Source organism: Streptomyces filamentosus (assembly GCF_014654895.1).
GTDB lineage: Bacteria > Actinomycetota > Actinomycetes > Streptomycetales > Streptomycetaceae > Streptomyces > Streptomyces filamentosus.
In genome coordinates this window covers 366,138-382,945 of the sequence record NZ_BNBE01000001.1, presented here as the reverse complement: position 1 = coordinate 382,945, position 16,808 = coordinate 366,138, and the positions used below count along the sequence as shown (strand labels likewise).

Annotated in this window: 16 protein-coding genes; 11 read left to right on the top strand and 5 right to left on the bottom strand. The window is 73.2% G+C overall.

The window, feature by feature from the left end; all coding sequences use genetic code 11:
- Positions 1-20 precede the first annotated feature (20 nt).
- The 10 genes from IE326_RS01740 to IE326_RS01695 all read left to right on the top strand — a co-directional run bounded on the left by IE326_RS01740 (position 21) and on the right by IE326_RS01695 (position 10,550).
- Positions 21-281 (top strand): YkoF family thiamine-binding protein, encoded by a 261-nt coding sequence (locus IE326_RS01740; RefSeq protein WP_078955377.1) that lies wholly within the window; start codon positions 21-23, stop codon positions 279-281.
- Between the two features lie 44 nt (positions 282-325).
- On the top strand, positions 326-646 hold the full coding sequence (locus tag IE326_RS01735) for a helix-turn-helix domain-containing protein (protein WP_150236274.1): 321 nt from the start codon (positions 326-328) through the stop codon (positions 644-646).
- 155 nt (positions 647-801) lie between these two features.
- Positions 802-1,317, top strand: coding sequence for a 2-oxo-4-hydroxy-4-carboxy-5-ureidoimidazoline decarboxylase (gene uraD / locus IE326_RS01730; RefSeq protein ID WP_150235548.1), 516 nt, complete (start codon positions 802-804; stop codon positions 1,315-1,317).
- Positions 1,314-1,721 (top strand): hydroxyisourate hydrolase, encoded by a 408-nt coding sequence (gene uraH / locus IE326_RS01725; protein ID WP_030762623.1) that lies wholly within the window; start codon positions 1,314-1,316, stop codon positions 1,719-1,721. The genes uraD and uraH overlap by 4 nt, the downstream gene beginning before the upstream one ends.
- A 5-nt stretch (positions 1,722-1,726) precedes the next feature.
- Positions 1,727-2,650 (top strand): factor-independent urate hydroxylase, encoded by a 924-nt coding sequence (gene pucL / locus IE326_RS01720; RefSeq protein ID WP_150235544.1) that lies wholly within the window; start codon positions 1,727-1,729, stop codon positions 2,648-2,650.
- Between the two features lie 92 nt (positions 2,651-2,742).
- A complete protein-coding gene (locus tag IE326_RS01715) occupies positions 2,743-4,161 on the top strand; it encodes a nucleobase:cation symporter-2 family protein (RefSeq protein ID WP_190040624.1) in 1,419 nt (472 codons plus the stop codon).
- Between the two features lie 48 nt (positions 4,162-4,209).
- Positions 4,210-5,598, top strand: a complete 1,389-nt coding sequence (locus IE326_RS01710) for an 8-oxoguanine deaminase (RefSeq protein WP_150235541.1) — start codon at positions 4,210-4,212, stop codon at positions 5,596-5,598.
- A gap of 390 nt (positions 5,599-5,988) precedes the next feature.
- The gene (locus tag IE326_RS01705; RefSeq protein WP_229915407.1) at positions 5,989-7,338 is read left to right on the top strand and encodes a nucleobase:cation symporter-2 family protein; all 1,350 of its coding nucleotides are present in this window, start codon (positions 5,989-5,991) and stop codon (positions 7,336-7,338) included.
- Positions 7,339-7,752: 414 nt separating this feature from the next.
- The gene (locus IE326_RS41390; RefSeq protein WP_190040622.1) at positions 7,753-8,697 is read left to right on the top strand and encodes a fibronectin type III domain-containing protein; all 945 of its coding nucleotides are present in this window, start codon (positions 7,753-7,755) and stop codon (positions 8,695-8,697) included.
- A 56-nt stretch (positions 8,698-8,753) separates the two neighbouring features.
- A complete protein-coding gene (locus IE326_RS01695) occupies positions 8,754-10,550 on the top strand; it encodes a hypothetical protein (protein ID WP_190040621.1) in 1,797 nt (598 codons plus the stop codon).
- Here IE326_RS01695 and IE326_RS01690 read toward each other — a convergent pair.
- The 3 genes from IE326_RS01690 to IE326_RS01680 all read right to left on the bottom strand — a co-directional run bounded on the left by IE326_RS01690 (position 10,537) and on the right by IE326_RS01680 (position 14,395).
- A complete protein-coding gene (locus tag IE326_RS01690) occupies positions 10,537-11,679 on the bottom strand; it encodes a GDSL-type esterase/lipase family protein (RefSeq protein WP_190040620.1) in 1,143 nt (380 codons plus the stop codon). The two genes, IE326_RS01695 and IE326_RS01690, sit on opposite strands and share 14 nt — an antisense overlap.
- Positions 11,680-11,878: 199 nt before the next feature.
- A complete protein-coding gene (gene aceB / locus IE326_RS01685; protein WP_150235533.1) occupies positions 11,879-13,501 on the bottom strand; it encodes a malate synthase A in 1,623 nt (540 codons plus the stop codon).
- Positions 13,502-13,756: 255 nt separating this feature from the next.
- The gene (locus IE326_RS01680; protein WP_150235531.1) at positions 13,757-14,395 is read right to left on the bottom strand and encodes a nucleotidyltransferase family protein; all 639 of its coding nucleotides are present in this window, start codon (positions 14,393-14,395) and stop codon (positions 13,757-13,759) included.
- Between the two features lie 169 nt (positions 14,396-14,564).
- Between IE326_RS01680 and IE326_RS01675 the strand changes: the two genes are divergently transcribed.
- The gene (locus IE326_RS01675; RefSeq protein WP_229915163.1) at positions 14,565-14,876 is read left to right on the top strand and encodes a DUF5955 family protein; all 312 of its coding nucleotides are present in this window, start codon (positions 14,565-14,567) and stop codon (positions 14,874-14,876) included.
- A 62-nt stretch (positions 14,877-14,938) separates the two neighbouring features.
- Here the strand turns inward: IE326_RS01675 and IE326_RS01670 are convergent, their stop codons facing one another.
- Entirely contained in the window at positions 14,939-15,577 is a 639-nt protein-coding gene (locus IE326_RS01670; protein WP_150235528.1) for a response regulator, read from the bottom strand.
- Positions 15,574-16,737 carry a sensor histidine kinase gene (locus tag IE326_RS01665; RefSeq protein ID WP_190040617.1) on the bottom strand — a complete coding sequence of 388 codons (1,164 nt, stop codon included), beginning with the start codon at positions 16,735-16,737 and terminating at the stop codon, positions 15,574-15,576. The genes IE326_RS01670 and IE326_RS01665 overlap by 4 nt, the downstream gene beginning before the upstream one ends.
- Between the last annotated feature and the right edge of the window lie 71 nt (positions 16,738-16,808).

The window sequence follows — 16,808 nt, the reverse complement described above, 5'->3', positions numbered from 1 at the left end:
GGCCGTAGCGTGGGGGCATGGTGCGTTTGAGAGTGGAGTTCACGACCGAGCCGTTCGACCTCGACGAGGCGCCGGCCCACGCGGTCGTGGCCCGTGAGGTCATCCAGTCGGCAGAACTGGACGCCGTCGACGTCGGCCCCTTCGGCAACACCGCGGAAGGCGGTGCCGACGCCGTCCTCACCGCCGTCGACGAGCTGCTGCGCAAGGCGCTCGACGCCGGTGCCACCCGGGTCTCGCTCCAGGTCAACGTGATCGGTGAGGGCGGGGAGGACGAGAAGTGAGCGAGCACCCCTTGGCGGCGGCGGTGAAGCCGCTGGTCGACGCGATGGGCGCACAGGTCCTGGAGCCGGCGCAGGCCGCGGCCGACGACGTCGTCCTGTCCTGGGAGGGCGAGGACGTCCTCGCCGTACGGCTGCCCCAGCTGTCGGACTCCCTGGACCACATCCTCGCGGCGATGGAGCGGCGGCACGGGATGCCGCTGGCCGAGCTGGACCGCAAGGCCAAGCAGGAGGTGGTCCGGCTCCTGGAGGCGCGCGGCGCCTTCTCCGTGCGGCACGGAGTGGAGACGGTGGCCGGTGCACTCGGTGTCAGCCGGTTCACCGTGTACAACTACCTGAACAGGGAAAACGCCTCCAAGAACGCCTAGTTGATCAAGAATGGCCACGAGCCGTCGTCCGGATGTCGGGACGACGGCTTTTGTGTCACCGAGTTTTCAACAAAGTGTTGACGTCGTGTTGCCGAGGGCGTTAGCTATCCGCAGCCCGTCCGACGCACAGCGAAAAACAGCCACGGAGGCTTCCCGTGACTTCAGGTACGACACCGGGCCTCACCCGGTTCAACACCTCGGCGGACAGCGAGGCTCTCGCCGCGCTCCACGAGGTGTGCTCCAGCTCGGCGTGGGGGAGCAAGATCCTCGCCCAGCGCCCGTACACCACCGCCGAAGCCCTCTTCCTCGCCAGCGACGCCGCCATGGCCGAGCTGACCGCCGAGGACCTGGCCGAGGCGATGGAGGGCCACCCGCCGATCGGTCGTCCGAAGGAAGGGGATGCCACCTCCACCCGCGAACAGAGCGGGATGGCCGGCTCCTCCGCCGAGCTCAAGGCCGAGATGCTCGAACTGAACCTGGCCTACCAGGAACGTTTCGGCCACGTCTTCCTCATCTGCGCCACCGGCAGGACCGGCGAGCAGATGCGCGACGCGGTCAAGGACCGGATCGGCAACTCGCCCGAGCAGGAGCGGGAGATCGTCCGCACCGAACTGGGCAAGATCAACCGCATCCGGCTCACCCGTCTCGTAGAGGAAGAGAGCGCCGCATGAGCACCGACACCACGGCCTCGGTGTCCACCCACATCCTGGACACCAGCATCGGACGCCCCGCGGAGGGCGTGGCGATCACCCTCGCCGCCCGCGCCGGCTCCGGCGCCGCCTGGGTCGCGCTCGGCGGCTCGGCCACCGACGCCGACGGACGGTGCAAGGACCTGCCGGCCCTCCCGGTCGGCACCACCCACGTACGCCTCGACTTCGAGACCGAGGCGTACTTCCTGAGCAAGCAGAACCAGCAAGCCGAGGCGCAGCAGGACGCCCCCGCGAATCGGGACAGCGGTCCGGCCGGTGCTTTCTTCCCGGAGGTGGCGATCACGTTCGCCGTCGAGCCGGGCGAGCACTACCACGTACCGCTGCTGCTCAACCCGTTCGGCTACTCCGTTTACCGAGGGAGCTAGCAGACATGCCCACGATTCTCGGCCAGAACCAGTACGGCAAAGCAGAGAACCGCGTCGTCAAGATCACGCGGGACGGCGCCACCCACCACATCAAGGACCTCAACGTCTCCGTCGCCCTCTCCGGCGACCTCAGCGACGTCCACCTCACCGGCTCCAACGCCAACTGCCTCCCCACCGACACGACGAAGAACACCGTCTTCGCGTTCGCCAAGGAGTACGGCATCGAGTCCGCCGAGCAGTTCGGCATCCACCTCGCCCGCCACTTCGTGACGAGCCAGGAGCCGATCAAGCGCGCCCGGATCCGGATCGAGGAGTACGCCTGGGAGCGCATCGCCTCCTCCGACGCCAACTCCAAGTTCATCGGCGCCGACGAGGTCAACCACTCCTTCGCCCGCAAGGGCCAGGAGACCCGCGTCACCCAGATCACCTACGACGGCGAGAAGTGGGAGGTCATCTCCGGCCTCAAGGACCTCGTCGTCATGAACTCCACCAACTCGGAGTTCTGGGGCTACATCAAGGACCAGTACACCACCCTCCAGGAGGCGTACGACCGCATCCTGGCCACCCAGGTGTCCGGCCGCTGGCGGTTCAACTGGACCGACGACGAGCAGCGCATGCCCAACTGGGAGCGGTCCTACGAGCAGACCAAGAAGCACATGCTGGAAGCCTTCTCGGAGACGTACTCGTACTCCCTCCAGCAGACCCTCTACCAGATGGCCACGCGGATCATCAACCACCGCGCGGAGATCGACGAGGTGCGCTTCTCGCTCCCCAACAAGCACCACTTCCTGGTCGACCTCGAGCCCTTCGGGCTGAAGAACGACAACGAGGTCTACTACGCCGCGGACCGCATGTACGGCCTCATCGAGGCCACGGTCCTGCGTGACGGCGCCTCGGCGCTCATCCCGGTCGACATGACCAATCTCTGAGCGGCATCACATCTCTGAGCGGCACTGAGTGACCCGGCCCCCGCCCGCCCGCAGTCGGGCGGGGGCCGGCACCAGACCGGAGGGAACCCAGCATGGCACTGCCCGCAAAGGGGCCGGCGACCGCCGAAGGCCCGTGTTCCACCCCATCGCCCACCGCGGCCCCGTCCCAGGCCGCCTGCCATCCGGTGGACGAGAAACTCCCCGCCTCGCGGCTCGTGCCCGCGGCGCTCCAGCACATCGCCGCCATGTACGCCGGCGTCGTCACCCCTCCGCTCATCATCGGCCAGGCCGTCGGCCTGGACGCCGCCGGGATGACCCGGCTCATCGCCGCGAGCCTCCTGATCGCCGGTCTCGCGACCATCCTCCAGACCCTCGGCGTCCGGAACTTCGCCGGCAACCGGCTCCCCTTCGTCAACGCCGCCTCCTCCGCGGGCATCGCCCCCATGCTGGCCATCGCCGAGACGAGCGCCCCCGGGCACCAGCTCCCCGCCATCTACGGCGCGGTCATGGTCGCCGGCGTCTTCTGCCTCGCCGTCGGCCCCTTCTTCGGCCGGCTCCTGCGCTTCTTCCCGCCGCTCGTCACCGGCGTCGTCATCACCCTGATCGGCGTCACCCTGATGCCGGTGCCCGTCAGCTGGGCCCAGGGCGGCGACAAGACCGCCGCCGACTTCGGCGCCATGAAGCACCTGGCCCTCGCCGGCTTCACCCTGGTCGTCGTCCTGCTCTTCCAGCGCTTCGGCCGCGGCTTCCTCAAGCAGGTCGCCCTGCTCCTCGGCCTGCTCATCGGCACCCTCGCCGCGATCCCCTTCGGGATGGCCGACTTCAGCGCCCTGCGCGAGGCCCCCGTCGCCGCGCTGCCCGCGCCCTTCGCCTTCGGCGCCCCCGAGTTCCAGCCCGCCGCGATCCTCTCCCTGTGCATCGTGATGCTGGTCCTCATGACCGAGTCCAGCGCCGGCATGCTCGCCCTCGGCGAGATCTGCGAACGGCCCAGCGACGGGAGGACCATCACCCGCGGCCTGCGCACCGACGGCATCGCCACCCTGCTCGGCCCCGTCTTCGGCGGCTTCCCGACCTCCGCCTTCGCGCAGAACGTCGGCGTCGTCTCGCTCACCCGGGTCCGCTCCCGCTACGTGGTCGCCGTCGCCGGCGGCGCCCTCCTGGTCCTCGGCGCCTTCCCGGTGCTCGGCGCGGTCGTCTCCATGGTTCCGATGCCCGTCCTCGGCGGCGCCGGCATCGTCCTCTTCGGCTCGATCGCGGTCAGCGGCATCCGAACCCTCTCCGAGGCCGGACTCGACGACAGCTCCAACATCATCCTGGTGGCCGTCGCGCTCGGCGCGGGCATCATCCCGCTCGCCGCGCCCACCTTCTACGCCGACTTCCCGGCCTGGGCGCAGACCGTGCTCGGTTCCGGCATCAGCGCCGGCGCGCTCGTCGCCGTCCTGCTGAACCTGTTCTTCCACCATCTCGGCACCCGGAGCCGTCAGGCGGCCCCGGCACTCAAATCCTCCTAGGGTCCTGCCGTGCCCACCCCACCCAAGAGGAATGAAGGAAGCACCGCCATGGCAGCACCTTCGGCAGACCGGCGCATCGTCATCGAGAACGCGGCGATCGCCACCGTCGACGCGCACGACACCGAGTACGCCTCCGGCCACCTCGTCGTCGCCGGCAACAGGATCGAGTCCCTCGGCCCCGGCAAGGCCCCCGAGAACCTGGAGAACGTGGTCCGGCGGATCGACGCCACCGGCCACCTGGTCACGCCCGGCCTGGTCAACACCCACCACCACTTCTACCAGTGGATCACCCGGGGCCTCGCCACCGACCACAACCTCTTCAACTGGCTGGTCGCGCTCTACCCCACGTGGGCGCGCATCGACGAGCAGATGGTCCGCGTCGCCGCCCAGGGCTCGCTCGCGATGATGGCCCGCGGCGGCGTCACCACCGCCATGGACCACCACTACGTCTTCCCCCGGGGCTCCGGCGACCTCTCCGGCGCCATCATCGGCGCCGCCTCCGAGATGGGCGTGCGCTTCACCCTGGCCCGCGGCTCCATGGACCGCAGCGAGAAGGACGGCGGCCTGCCGCCGGACTTCGCCGTCGAGACCACCGAGGGCGCGCTCGCCGCGACCGAGGAGACGGTGAAGAAGCACCACGACGCCTCCTTCGACTCGATGACGCAGGTCGCCGTCGCCCCCTGTTCGCCCTTCTCCATCTCCACCGAGCTGCTCCGCGAGGGCGCCGCGCTCGGCCGCCGCCTCGGCGTGCGCATGCACACCCACGGCTCGGAGACCGTGGAGGAGGAGAAGTTCTGCCACGAGCTCTTCGGCATGGGCCCGACCGACTACTTCGAGTCGACCGGCTTCCTCGGCGAGGACGTGTGGATGGCGCACTGCGTCCACATGAACGACTCCGACATCGCCGCCTTCGCCCGCACCAGGACCGGCGTCGCGCACTGCCCCTCGTCGAACGCGCGCCTCGCCGCCGGCATCGCCCGCGTCCCCGACATGCTGAAGGCGGGCGTCCCGGTCGGCCTCGGCGTCGACGGCACCGCCTCCAACGAGTCCGGCGAGCTGCACACCGAGCTCCGCAACGCGCTGCTCATCAACCGCCTCGGCGCCCACCGCGAGTCGGCGCTCAACGCCCGCCAGGCCCTGCGCCTCGGCACCTACGGCGGCGCGCAGGTCCTCGGCCGCGCCGACAACATCGGCTCCCTGGAGGCGGGCAAGCTCGCCGACTTCGTCCTCTGGAAGATCGACGGCCTCGGCCACTCCTCGATCGCCGACCCGGTCACCGCCATCGTCTTCGGCGCGGCGGCCCCGGTCACCGCCTCCTTCGTCAACGGCGAGCAGATCGTGGAGAACAACCGCCTGCTCACCGTCGACGAGGACACCATCGCGCGTGACGCGCGCACGGAGGCGCAGCGCCTGGCCCGCATCGCGGCCCAGGGCTGACCCTTCCCCCGGAGTCCGGTCGAGGGGGACGGCCCTCGACCGGTCGCCGCGGACCCCAGGGTCCGCGGCGGCCCGACCGGGCGGCGCCGTACGCACCCGTCGTACGGCGCCGCCCGGGACGGCCGCACCCGCCCGCACCCCCCTCGGGCGTCCCGTCCCCGCGCCGCACCCCTTCCTCCGGCGCACCGCTCCACCCCGCACCGAGCCGCACCTCCTGCACTTCGCACCGCATCGCACCACCTCCCAGACACCCGCGTCACCGCCGACGTGTAACCGACCGGAGGAACCGCCGTGGCCGACGAGCCCCAGGTTCGCAATGCACAAGACGCAGGCACCGCCCCGGAAGACCGGACCAAGCATCCGGTCGACGAGACCCTGCCCCCCCTCAAGATGTTCACCAGCGGCCTCCAGCACGTGGCCGCCATGTACGCGGGCGTGGTGGCCCCGCCCCTGATCGTCGGAGCGGCCGTCGGGCTTTCCGGCACCGAGCTGACCTTCCTCACCGGCGCCAGCCTCTTCACCGCGGGCCTCGCGACCTTCCTCCAGACCCTCGGCGTCTGGAAGATCGGCGCCAAGCTGCCCTTCGTCAACGGCGTCACCTTCGCCGGCGTGGCCCCCATGCTCGCCATCGTCGACACGACGGAGAACAAGGCCGACGCCCTGCCGATCATCTTCGGCGCGATCATCGTCGCCGGACTCCTCGGCTTCCTCGCCGCCCCCTGGTTCTCCCGGCTGGTGCGGTTCTTCCCGCCGGTCGTCACCGGCACCGTCATCACCCTCATCGGCATCTCGCTGCTGCCGGTCGCCTTCGGCTGGGCCCAGGGGCCCAACCCCAAGGCGGAGGACTACGGTTCGGGCAAGTTCCTCGGGCTCGCCGCCGTCACGCTCGTCGTCGTGCTGCTGCTGCGCCGCTTCACCAGAGGCTTCCTGAAGCAGATCGCGGTCCTCGTCGGCCTGGTCCTCGGCACCCTGATCGCCATACCCTTCGGCGCCACCGACTTCACCCCGGTGACCGAGGCGGACATCGTCGGCTTCCCGACCCCCTTCCACTTCGGCGCCCCGCAGTTCGCGCTGGCCGCGATCATCTCCATGTGCGTGGTCATGCTCGTCTCGATGACCGAGTCCACCGCCGACATGCTGGCGCTGGGCGAGATCGTCGAGCGGCCCGCCGACGAGAAGACCATCGCGGCCGGCCTGCGCGCCGACACCCTCGGCTCGGCGCTCAGCCCGCTCTTCAACGGCTTCATGTGCAGCGCCTTCGCCCAGAACGTCGGCCTGGTCGCCATGACCCGCATCCGCAGCCGCTTCGTCGTCGCCTGCGGTGGCGGCCTGCTGGTCCTGATGGGCCTCTCGCCGGTGATGGCCTCGCTGATCTCGGTCGTGCCCCGCCCCGTCCTCGGCGGCGCCGGCGTCGTCCTCTTCGGCTCGGTCGCGGCCAGCGGCATCCAGATCCTGGTCAAGGCCGGCCTGGAGAAGGACAACAACGTCCTCATCGTGGCGGTCTCGATCGCGGTCGGCATCATCCCGATCACCAAACCGGACTTCTACCACGCCTTCCCGGAGACCGCCCAGATCATCCTGGACTCCGGCATCTCCACCGGCTGCGTGGCCGCCGTCCTGCTCAACGTGGTCTTCAACCACTTCGGCCGCCGCACGGAGGACGACGAGGTGACCGCGCCGATGGAGCCGGGCGAGGAGATCTCGGAGACCCGGGGCGCGAAGGCGGCCCACGCCCACTAGACCCCGGCCGGCCCTCCGCGGCACCAGCCGCGACAACAGCAACAGCAACAGCAACAACAGCGACACCGCCCGCCCCGGGCCCCGCGCACCCCGCGGGGCCCGGGGCGGCGTCCTGGCGCCCGGCGTCCGCTCCACCGCCCCCACCCGCGCCGGCGCGGGCGCGTACCGGCGCGGGCCGCGCCCCCGGACGCCCGGGGGCCCGGCCGGCTCCCGCACCGTCGGGCCGGTCCGGTCGCGCCGCGGCACCCCGGCCGGCGACGCGCACGGCGAACGGTCCGTCATGATCCCCCCGGGAACCGGCTGCGCAGAGTGACGTTTCCGGTGAAGCGCACCCCACCGACAACGCCCTCTTGCGAATCCCTCCCTCCGCATGCGATATAGGTCCAGACCTTTCCGACGGACGGAGGCCGGCCCGTGCAACGACCGCTCGCCGCAAGCCTGTTGATCGTGCTGGCCGTCACGGGCTGCTCCCGTGCCGATCCCCCCGACACCACCCCGCCCGCCGCCCCCACCGGCCTCACCGCCGTCTCCGGCAGCTCCACCACCGTCCACGTCATGTGGCGGGCCGCCACCGACGACCGGGCCGTCACCGGCTACCAGGTCCTCCAGGACGGCCGCCCGGTCAAGGACCTCCCCGCCACCACCCTCATGACCGACGTCACCGGCCTCGCCCCCGGCACCCGCCACGCCTTCGCCGTCCGCGCCCGCGACGCCGCCGGCAACACCTCGCCCGCCACCCCCGCCGCGACCGCCACCACCCTCCGCGCCACCGCCGAGGACCGCGAACCCCCCACCGCCCCCCGCGCCCTGCGCGCCGCCCCCGACGGCACCACCGCCGCCACCCTCGCCTGGACCGCCTCCCGCGACGACACCCGGGTCACCGCCTACGACGTCTACCAGGCCGGCGTCCGCGTCCACACCGCCCCCGGCACCGCCACCACCGCCCGCCTCACCGGACTGCGCCCCGGCACCGCCTACTCCTTCACCCTCCGCGCCCGCGACGCCGCCGAGAACTCCTCCCCGGACAGCCCCCCGGCCGACCTCACCACCGCCCCCGCCCCCGGCGCGCCCGCCAACACCTCGCCCCTCGCCCTCACCGCCACCTCCGCGCACGGCGAGATCACCCTCACCTGGACCCCGCCGGACACCGGAGCCCCCGTCACCCACCACGAACTCCACATCGACGGCCGCTTCGCCACCACCGTCGTCTGGGGCACCGCCCCGCCCGCCGGCCGCGCCACCTACGCCTTCCCCGCCCAGGTGCCGCCCGGCACCGTCCTCACCCTCACCCTCCGCGCCCGCCTCCCCGACGGCACCTGGGGCGACTTCTCCGCCCCCCGGACCGTCACCGTCCGCTGACCCCGGCGGGGGTGTCCCTCAGGCCGTTCCCCCCGCCCCCGAACTACCCTGGAACCGTGGCCGAGACCGTTCTCACCAATACTGGGCTGGACAGGTTCCTGGAACTGCTCGACGGCAGGCCGGAGCACCGTGACCCCGCGTTCCGCCGGGCCGCCGAGGTCGTCCTCGGCCTCCTCGCCCTGCGCGGGGCCGACCGGACGGGCGGACTGCCCGAGCCGACGCCGGAGCTGGTGCGGCGGCTGCTCGTCGAGGACCTGCCCGCCTTCGTGCACGTCGCCCCGGGCGAGCTGGCGGGCTATCCGGCGGTCGTCGGGGAGCTCGCCGCCTGGTTCGACGACGGGGTGCGCGAGCGGATCGCGGCCGCCGTGGAGGAGAGTGCCGGGGACTTCGAGCGGGCCATGACCGACCCCGGGAACCTCACCTGGCACCGCTGGTACGCCTCCCTGCTGCGGACCATGGGCACCGACCTCACCGACCCCGAGGACGTGCGGCGCAGGCTCGGCGCCCTCGAAGGGGCGCCGCTGCCCGACGGCGTGCTGCGGACCGACCTCATGGGGCGGACCGCGCTCGCGGACACCGTGCTCACCGAGGCCGTCGCCCGCGCCTACGTACGGGACGCCGAGCACCCGCCCGCCGCCGGGCCGCTCCTCGGCGACCACGCCGTCGCCGCCGGGATCGGCCGGGTCGCCGCCGCGCTCCTGGACCGCTGGACCGCCGCCGGGCTCGCCGACGAGCTCACGGGGGCCCACGCGCGGTTCGCGCCCGGCCCGGACGACTTCCCCCACCTCGTGCTCGCCGACGCCCTGCTCGACGAGCACATGGACTACCACGGCGACCCCGCGATCCCCGTCCCGCCGCCCCACGCCGTCGAGGAGGGCGAGGCCGAGCGGGACGCCGACGCGCTGCTCGCCGCCGTCGAGGAACTGGCCGAGGAGGAGTACGAGCCGTACGGCGGCGAGGCCCCGCACCTGCTGTACGCGCTCTACCAGCGCGGCTGCGCCGCCGACTCGATCGCCCGCCGCGCCGCCGAGTACGAGGACTGGACCGTCGACCCGGCCCTGGAGGACGTGCCGGTGACCGTGCCGGAGGGCGCCGGCGGCCCGTACGCCACCCCGCCGGTGCCCGAACTCGTCCGGCTGCTCGGCTCCGCCGGGCTCGGCGAGGACGACCGGGCCCGCCTGGAGGGCCCGGCCCGCGAACTCGCCGCCGTCGCCGACCGGCTCGCCGCCACCGGCCTCGTCCTGCGCTCCGGCGACGCCTTCGGGCTGACCCCGCGCGGCGCCGCCACCGTCCGCTACCTCCTGCGGGTCCGCCGGGTCGCCGCGCCCACCGCCGCCGAGGCCGCCGCCTGGTCCGCGCGGGAGCTGGCGGCCGCCGCGGCCCGGTGGCCGCACGCCCCCGCCGCGCGCGTGCTCGCCGACTGGCTCCGCGCGCGCGGCGACACCGCGGAGGCGTGGACGGAACTGCTCGCGGCCCTCGGCGCCGTCCACGCCCACGCCTCCGAAGGGGCGGACGTACGGGCCCTCTTCGGGCTCCTCGACACCGCCGCCGCCCCGCCGGGCGCCCTGCGCGCGGCCCTGCGCGATCCGGTGATCGGCGCCTACGCCCTGCACGCCCTCCACGTCCGCGGCGAGGAGGCCGACCCGGTCCAGGTGCCGCCGTCGGCCCGCGCCCTGCACCTCCTCGACCGACTGCCCGGCAAGAAGGGCCCGCTGGAGTCCCGCCGGGCCGCCTTCGACGCGGCCGCCGCCGACTGGCCGGGCGGCTCGGCCGCCCTGCTCCGCGAGCTGACGGCGGCCGATCCGCACGGGACGCGCCGGGTCCTCGGCCCGCTGGGCGTCACCCCGCCGTGAGGTACATCCCCGAGGGGCCCGCGCCCGCCGTGTTCCGGCAGGCGCGGTGGCCCGAGGGGACGGCGCGGATCAGGGCGAGGCACCGCCCGAGCGCCTGCTGCCCGTAGGCGTTGGGGTGCATCGACTCCTGGACGAGGCCCTGGGTGGACCGGCTGTCGATCCACCGCGCCCACTCGGCGGTCGCCCCGGACGGCGGCTGGGACGCCGTCGCCTGGCGGCTCGCCTTCGCGCACACCTCGCGTCCCTGGAGCGCGTCCCGCAGGTCGAGGAACTGCGCGCCCTTCGCCACCGCGACCTGCCGCAGCCGCCCGGAGAGCTGCGGGACGAGGGAGTCCCGCGCCCAGTCGGAGTCCTCGTTCCAGAACGGGCAGCCGCCGGTGTTCGTCCGCGACCAGCCGCTCTCGGAGTAGCGGTTCTCGGCGGCGCGGGGGAGCGGCGAGGGGTAGGACTGGAGCACGATCCGGTAGTCGGAGGCCGCGTAGCCCGCGCCGCTCATCACCGCGCGGATCTCGTCGACGGCCGTGCCGACGGAGGCCGTCACGGCGTCGATCCTGGCGTCGACCTCGGCCTGCTGGTCGTCGTGGCAGTAGGAGTACCAGACGAGGTAGTCGGTGGCGCAGGCGGTGATGATGTCGGCGAAGCCGAGGTCGTTGCCGCCGATCGACAGGGCGATCAGCTCCACGTCGTGCGTGGCGGCGACGGCGGCCAGCCGGTCGGCCTGCGGGGCCTCGCCCTTGTACGCCAGGCCGCCCCGCGCGGCGCGGACGACGTTCTCGGTGGTCGCCCCGGAGCAGGCCAGGTTGATCAGCTCGGTCGCGATCGGTCCGGCGCTCCTGACCTCGGAGACGTCCGAGCGGTGGCAGCCGCCGGCGGTGGAGCCGTACACCCGCGAGGGGTCGTATCCGCTGCCGGTCCAGGCGCGGTCGGTGCCGTCGCGGCTCCCGGAGTTCGTGAGGCCGTTGCCGAGCCAGCGGCCGGCCTCGCCGGAGATGTAGCTGTCGCCCATGGCGACGACGGCGGTGGGACCGCCGCCCGGGGAGGCCTGGGCGGCCGGGGCGGCGGCGGTGGCCAGTCCGGCGGCGGTACACAGTGCCAGGAACGCGCGCAGCGCGCGGTGGGGGGAGGGCATGGCTGTGCTCCTGCGGTGCGCAGTGGTGTGGGGGACGGCCGCCGGCCGGTGGCATGGCGGAATCTCGCACGCGCTGACTTATTACCGCTAGGTAGCTGCATATCTCGGTTGCGTCACGTCGCCTGTGACGCGTCAGGGCCCGGCCCCCGGAGCTGTGCGTTTTCCGGGGGGCGGGCCCTGGCACGGGTGGTGCGGGAGATCAGCCGACGAGCTGCTCGTACGCGGGGAGGGTGAGGAAGTCCGCGTAGTCCGCGTCGAGGGAGACGTGGAGGAGGAGGTCGTGGGCCTGCTGCCACTTGCCGGCCGCGAAGGCCTCCTCGCCGATCTCGGCGCGGATGGCGGCGAGCTCCTCGGCGGCGACCTTGCGGGCCAGCTCGGGGGTGGCGGTCTCGCCGTTCTCGAAGACCACGCCGGCGTTGATCCACTGCCAGATCTGCGAGCGGGAGATCTCGGCGGTGGCCGCGTCCTCCATCAGGTTGAAGATGGCGACGGCGCCGAGGCCGCGCAGCCACGCCTCGATGTAGCGGATGCCGACCTGGGCCGCGTTGCGCAGGCCGTCGTAGGTGGGCTTCGCGTCGAGCGAGTCGATGGCGATGAGGTCGCCGGGGGCCACCGAGACGTCCTCGCGGAGGCGGTCCTTCTGGTTCGGCCTGTCGCCGAGGACGGCGTCGAAGGAGGCCATGGCGATCGGGACCAGGTCGGGGTGGGCGACCCAGGAGCCGTCGAAGCCGTCGCCGGCCTCGCGGTCCTTGTCGGCCTTGACCTTCTCGAAGGCGACCTTGTTGACCTCGGCGTCCTTGCGGGACGGGATGAAGGCCGCCATGCCGCCGATCGCGTGCGCGCCGCGCTTGTGGCAGGTGCGGACGAGGAGTTCGGTGTACGCGCGCATGAACGGGGCCGTCATCGTGACCGCGTTGCGGTCCGGGAGGACGAACTTCTGCCCGCCGTCACGGAAGTTCTTGACGATGGAGAAGAGGTAGTCCCAGCGGCCCGCGTTGAGGCCGGCGGCGTGGTCGCGGAGCTCGTAGAGGATCTCCTCCATCTCGTACGCGGCCGTGATGGTCTCGATGAGGACCGTGGCGCGGACGGTGCCCTGCGGGATGCCGACGTAGTCCTGGGCGAAGACGAAGATGTCGTTCCAGAGGCGGGCCTCCAGGTGCGACTCGGTCTTCGGCAGGTAGAAGTACGGGCCCTTGCCGAGGTCGATCAGGCGCTGCGCGTTGTGGAAGAAGTACAGGCCGAAGTCGACGAGGGCACCGGGCACCGCGCGTCCCTCGAAGGCGAGGTGACGCTCCTCCAGGTGCCAGCCGCGCGGGCGCATGACGACCGTCGCCAGCTCCTCTGCGGGCTTCAGGGCGTACGACTTGCCGGTGCGGGCGTCGGTGAAGTCGATGTTCCGGGTGTACGCGTCGATCAGGTTGAGCTGACCGAGGACCACGTTCTCCCAGGTGGGGGCCGAAGCGTCCTCGAAGTCCGCGAGCCACACCCGCGCGCCCGAGTTGAGGGCGTTGATCGTCATCTTCCGGTCGGTCGGGCCGGTGATCTCGACGCGGCGGTCGTTCAGGGCCGCCGGGGCCGGCGCGACCTTCCAGGAGTCGTCGGCGCGGATCGCCGCGGTCTCCGGCAGGAAGTCGAGGGTGGAGGTGCGGGCGATCTCGGCCCGGCGCTCGGCGCGGCGGGCCAGCAGCTCGTCACGGCGCGGGGTGAACCGGCGGTGGAGCTCGGCGACGAAGGCGAGGGCCGCCTCCGTCAGCACCTCCTCCTGGCGCGGCAGGGGCTCGGCGTCGACGACGACCAGGGGGGACGGCGCTGGTGCGGACATGAACTGTCACTTCCTTCAGCGGACTACGCGTGCGGTGCCTTGCGGCCGCCGGGCGTCACGGACGGCACGGAGTGCCGCTGGTGCCGAGATACGGCCGCGAGCGCCGTCACAGGGGCTCAGGCGCTTCTATGCAGTGGATATTAGTTTCCTCATGGTGGAAGTTCAATCGTTTGTTGATGTCGAGATTCTTCGGGTCGACAGAACATGGCTCCGGGTGCCAGCCCCTTCACTCCAGGTGCCCGTCCCCGGCTCCGCTCACCCCTCCAGGCGGTACAGATCGGCCTCCGTGTCGATGTCGAACGGCTCCGCCACGTCCCCGCACTCCACCAGCGCCACCGCGTCCCGGTGCGCCGCCAGGTAGTCCCGCGCCCCCCGGTCGCCCTCCGCGCCCGCCGCGATCCCCGCCCACCGGTCCGCCCCGAACAGCACCGGATGCCCCCGCCGCCCGCCGTACGAGGCCGCCGCCAGCGCGTCCCGCGCCCCGTACGCCCCCCGCACCCGGGCCACCGCCGCGGCCCCGATCCCCGGCTGGTCCACCAGCGACACCAGCGCCGCGTCCACCCCGCGCGGATCCGCTGCCAGCGACGCCAGCCCCACCCGCAGGGACGAGCCCATCCCGCCGTCCCACCCCGGGTTCTCCACCACCACGCACCCCGCCAGCTCCGCCCGCTCCCGCACGCGCTCCGCCGCCGCGCCCAGCACCACGTGCACCACCGCGCAGCCGCCCTCGCGCAGCACCCGCACCGCGTGCTCGACCAGCGGACGCCCCCGGTACGGCAGCAGCGCCTTGGGGCGCCCGCCCAGCCGGCGCCCGCCGCCCGCGGCGAGCAGCAGCCCCGCGACCAGGGGCGGTGAGGAAGGGGAGGAAGGGAGGGGAGCGGCTGTCTTCGTCATGGGGACTGCATACCGCATGCCACGGAATGACACGGTCGCATGAATGCGGGCCGCGGCCTCTTCCCCACCGGGCGGCCGGGAGGTTAACTGACCCCCACTCAGGACGCCCGACCACCGTCCGGAGCCATGGGGAACGTACGTCTCGGAGCGGGGGGCCGTGGTGCGGAGCGTGGGGCAGAGGCGAGTGACCGGCCAGGCAGTGGACCCGAGGGTGACCGGACTGCGGTCCGCCGTCTCCCGCCTCCGGCGCGAACTCGCCGCACACCGGGTGGACCTCGCCGACCGCGAGATCGCCGAGGACGAACTCGCCGCGCTCGACGCGATGGCGGTGAGCGGCGCCCCCGAGGTGTGGCGGCTGCGCCGCAGCCTGCTCCTCGTGGCCGGCTCCCTCGGCTCCGTCAGCGCCCTGTCCGAAGCCCTGGCGGGGGTGCGCCACGCGGTCGAGCTCTTCGGTCCGCCCGGCCCGCCCGTCCAGCGCTGACCCGCCCCGGCCGGCACCGCCCGGCACCGCCCCGCTCGGACCGGCACCGCCCCGCGTACGGGCTACCGCCGGATCAGCCGCCGCTCCCGGGCCGCCGCCACCGCCGCCGTCCGCGAGTCCACGCCCAGCTTGGCGAAGACGTGCACCAGATGCGACTTGACCGTCGCCTGGCTGAGGAAGAGCACCTTGCTGATCTGCTGGTTCGACAGGCCCTCGCCGACCAGCTGGAGCACCTCCAGCTCCCGCTTCGTCAGCGCCTCCGCCGGGGTCCGCATCCGGTCCATCAGCCGGTGCGCCACCGCGGGCGCCAGCGCCGACTGGCCGGCCGCCGCCGTCCGCACCGCCGCCGCCAGCTCCTCCGGCGGCGCGTCCTTCAGCAGATAGCCCGAGGCGCCCGCCTCCACCGCCGCCAGGATGTCCGCGTCCGTGTCGTACGTGGTCAGCACCAGCACCTTCGGCCCGCCCGGCACGGCCGTGATCGCAGCCGTCGCCTCCGAACCGTGCATCCCCGCGCCGAACTGGAGGTCCATCAGGACCACGTCGACGCCCCCGGCCGCCGCCAGCTCCACCGCGCGCTCCGCCGTCGCCGCCTCCGCGACCACCGTGAAGCCCGGCTCGGTGTCCAGGACCGCGCGCAGCCCGGCCCGCACCACCGGATGGTCGTCGGCCAGCAGCAGCCGGACCGGCGCGGGGCCCGTCACGCGGCACCCCCGGCGGGCAGCGGCAGGGTCACCGCGACGGCCGTGCCCTGCCCCGGCGCCGACTCGACCGTGAACGTGCCGCCCAGCGACCGGGCCCGCGAGCGCATCGCCGGCAGTCCGAACCCGCCGCCGTCGGCGGACGGCCGCACCCCCTCCGGGTCGAAGCCCTTCCCGTCGTCCACCACGTCCAGCGCCACCGCGTCCTCCATGAACGACAGGGTGATCTCCACCCGCTCCGCCCCCGCGTGCCGCACCGTGTTCCCCAGCGCCGACTGCGCGATCCGCAGCAGCGCCACCTCGTACGGCGTCGGCAGCTCCACCGGCGTCCCGCTCACCGAGAACCGGGCCCTCGGCCCCGCCCCCGGCTCGCACAGCCGCTCCAGGGCCGCCGCCAGCGAACCGTGCTCCAGGTCCGGCGGCGTCAGCGCCCGCACGAACCGGCGGGCCTCCGCCAGATTGTCCTGCGCCGCCTGCCGCGCCCGGTCGATGTGCCCCGCCGCCGGCGAACCCGCGGGCAGCGCCCGCTCGGCCGCCCGCAGCAGCAGCTGGATCGACGAAAGACCCTGCGCGAGCGTGTCGTGGATCTCCCGGGCCAGCCGCTCCCGCTCCGCCAGCGTCCCCGCGTGCCGCTCCGCCGCCGCCAGCTCGGCCCGGGTGGCGATCAGCTCCTCGATCAGCCGCCGCCGCCGCTCGCTCTCCCGGTACAGCGCCTGATAGCCGAGGACCGTCGCCACCGCCACCGCCGCCCCGAGCAGCGGCCCGATGAAGACACCCGGGTTCAGGGCGGCGCCGTGGCCCACGTACGAGCCGATCGCGGCGCCCGCCGTCAGCGCGACCGCCGGCAGCGACCAGCGGACCGGCAGCAGGTGCAGCTGGAGGAAGTACAGCGGGAAGGCCAGCCACAGGCCCTCCGGGGTCACCCACAGCAGCCCCAGCCAGGACAGCGCCAGCACCCCCAGCCAGCAGGCCGCGGCCCGCTGCGACGTCCGTACGGAGGGCAGCCAGGCGCCCGCCGCGTAGACCGCGCCCGTCACCGCCGCGGCGACCGTCCCGGCGGGGGAGTGGGCACGGACCGCGGCCAGCACCAGCAGCCCCGCCATGAGGAGGTGCAGACACAGGCGCAGGGCGCGGAGGGCGGGGGTGAGCGTGCGGGCATCCATGACCCCACCAGCGTAGACAGGGCGCGAAGGGGACGGCTCAACCGAAAGTTTGAATAAGGAGCCATCCGTGG

Bases quoted from the DNA above. Each gene is read 5' to 3' on its own strand.
- IE326_RS01705 (WP_229915407.1), top strand. From the start codon at position 5,989: ATGTTCACCAGCGGCCTCCAGCACGTGGCCGCCATGTACGCGGGCGTG.
- IE326_RS01680 (WP_150235531.1), bottom strand. From the start codon at position 14,395: ATGACGAAGACAGCCGCTCCCCTCCCTTCCTCCCCTTCCTCACCGCCC.
- IE326_RS01715 (WP_190040624.1), top strand. From the start codon at position 2,743: ATGGCACTGCCCGCAAAGGGGCCGGCGACCGCCGAAGGCCCGTGTTCC.
- IE326_RS01735 (WP_150236274.1), top strand. From the start codon at position 326: ATGGGCGCACAGGTCCTGGAGCCGGCGCAGGCCGCGGCCGACGACGTC.
- IE326_RS01690 (WP_190040620.1), bottom strand. From the start codon at position 11,679: ATGCCCTCCCCCCACCGCGCGCTGCGCGCGTTCCTGGCACTGTGTACC.
- IE326_RS01665 (WP_190040617.1), bottom strand. From the start codon at position 16,737: ATGGATGCCCGCACGCTCACCCCCGCCCTCCGCGCCCTGCGCCTGTGT.
- aceB (WP_150235533.1), bottom strand. From the start codon at position 13,501: ATGTCCGCACCAGCGCCGTCCCCCCTGGTCGTCGTCGACGCCGAGCCC.
- pucL (WP_150235544.1), top strand. From the start codon at position 1,727: ATGCCCACGATTCTCGGCCAGAACCAGTACGGCAAAGCAGAGAACCGC.
- uraH (WP_030762623.1), top strand. From the start codon at position 1,314: ATGAGCACCGACACCACGGCCTCGGTGTCCACCCACATCCTGGACACC.
- IE326_RS01710 (WP_150235541.1), top strand. From the start codon at position 4,210: ATGGCAGCACCTTCGGCAGACCGGCGCATCGTCATCGAGAACGCGGCG.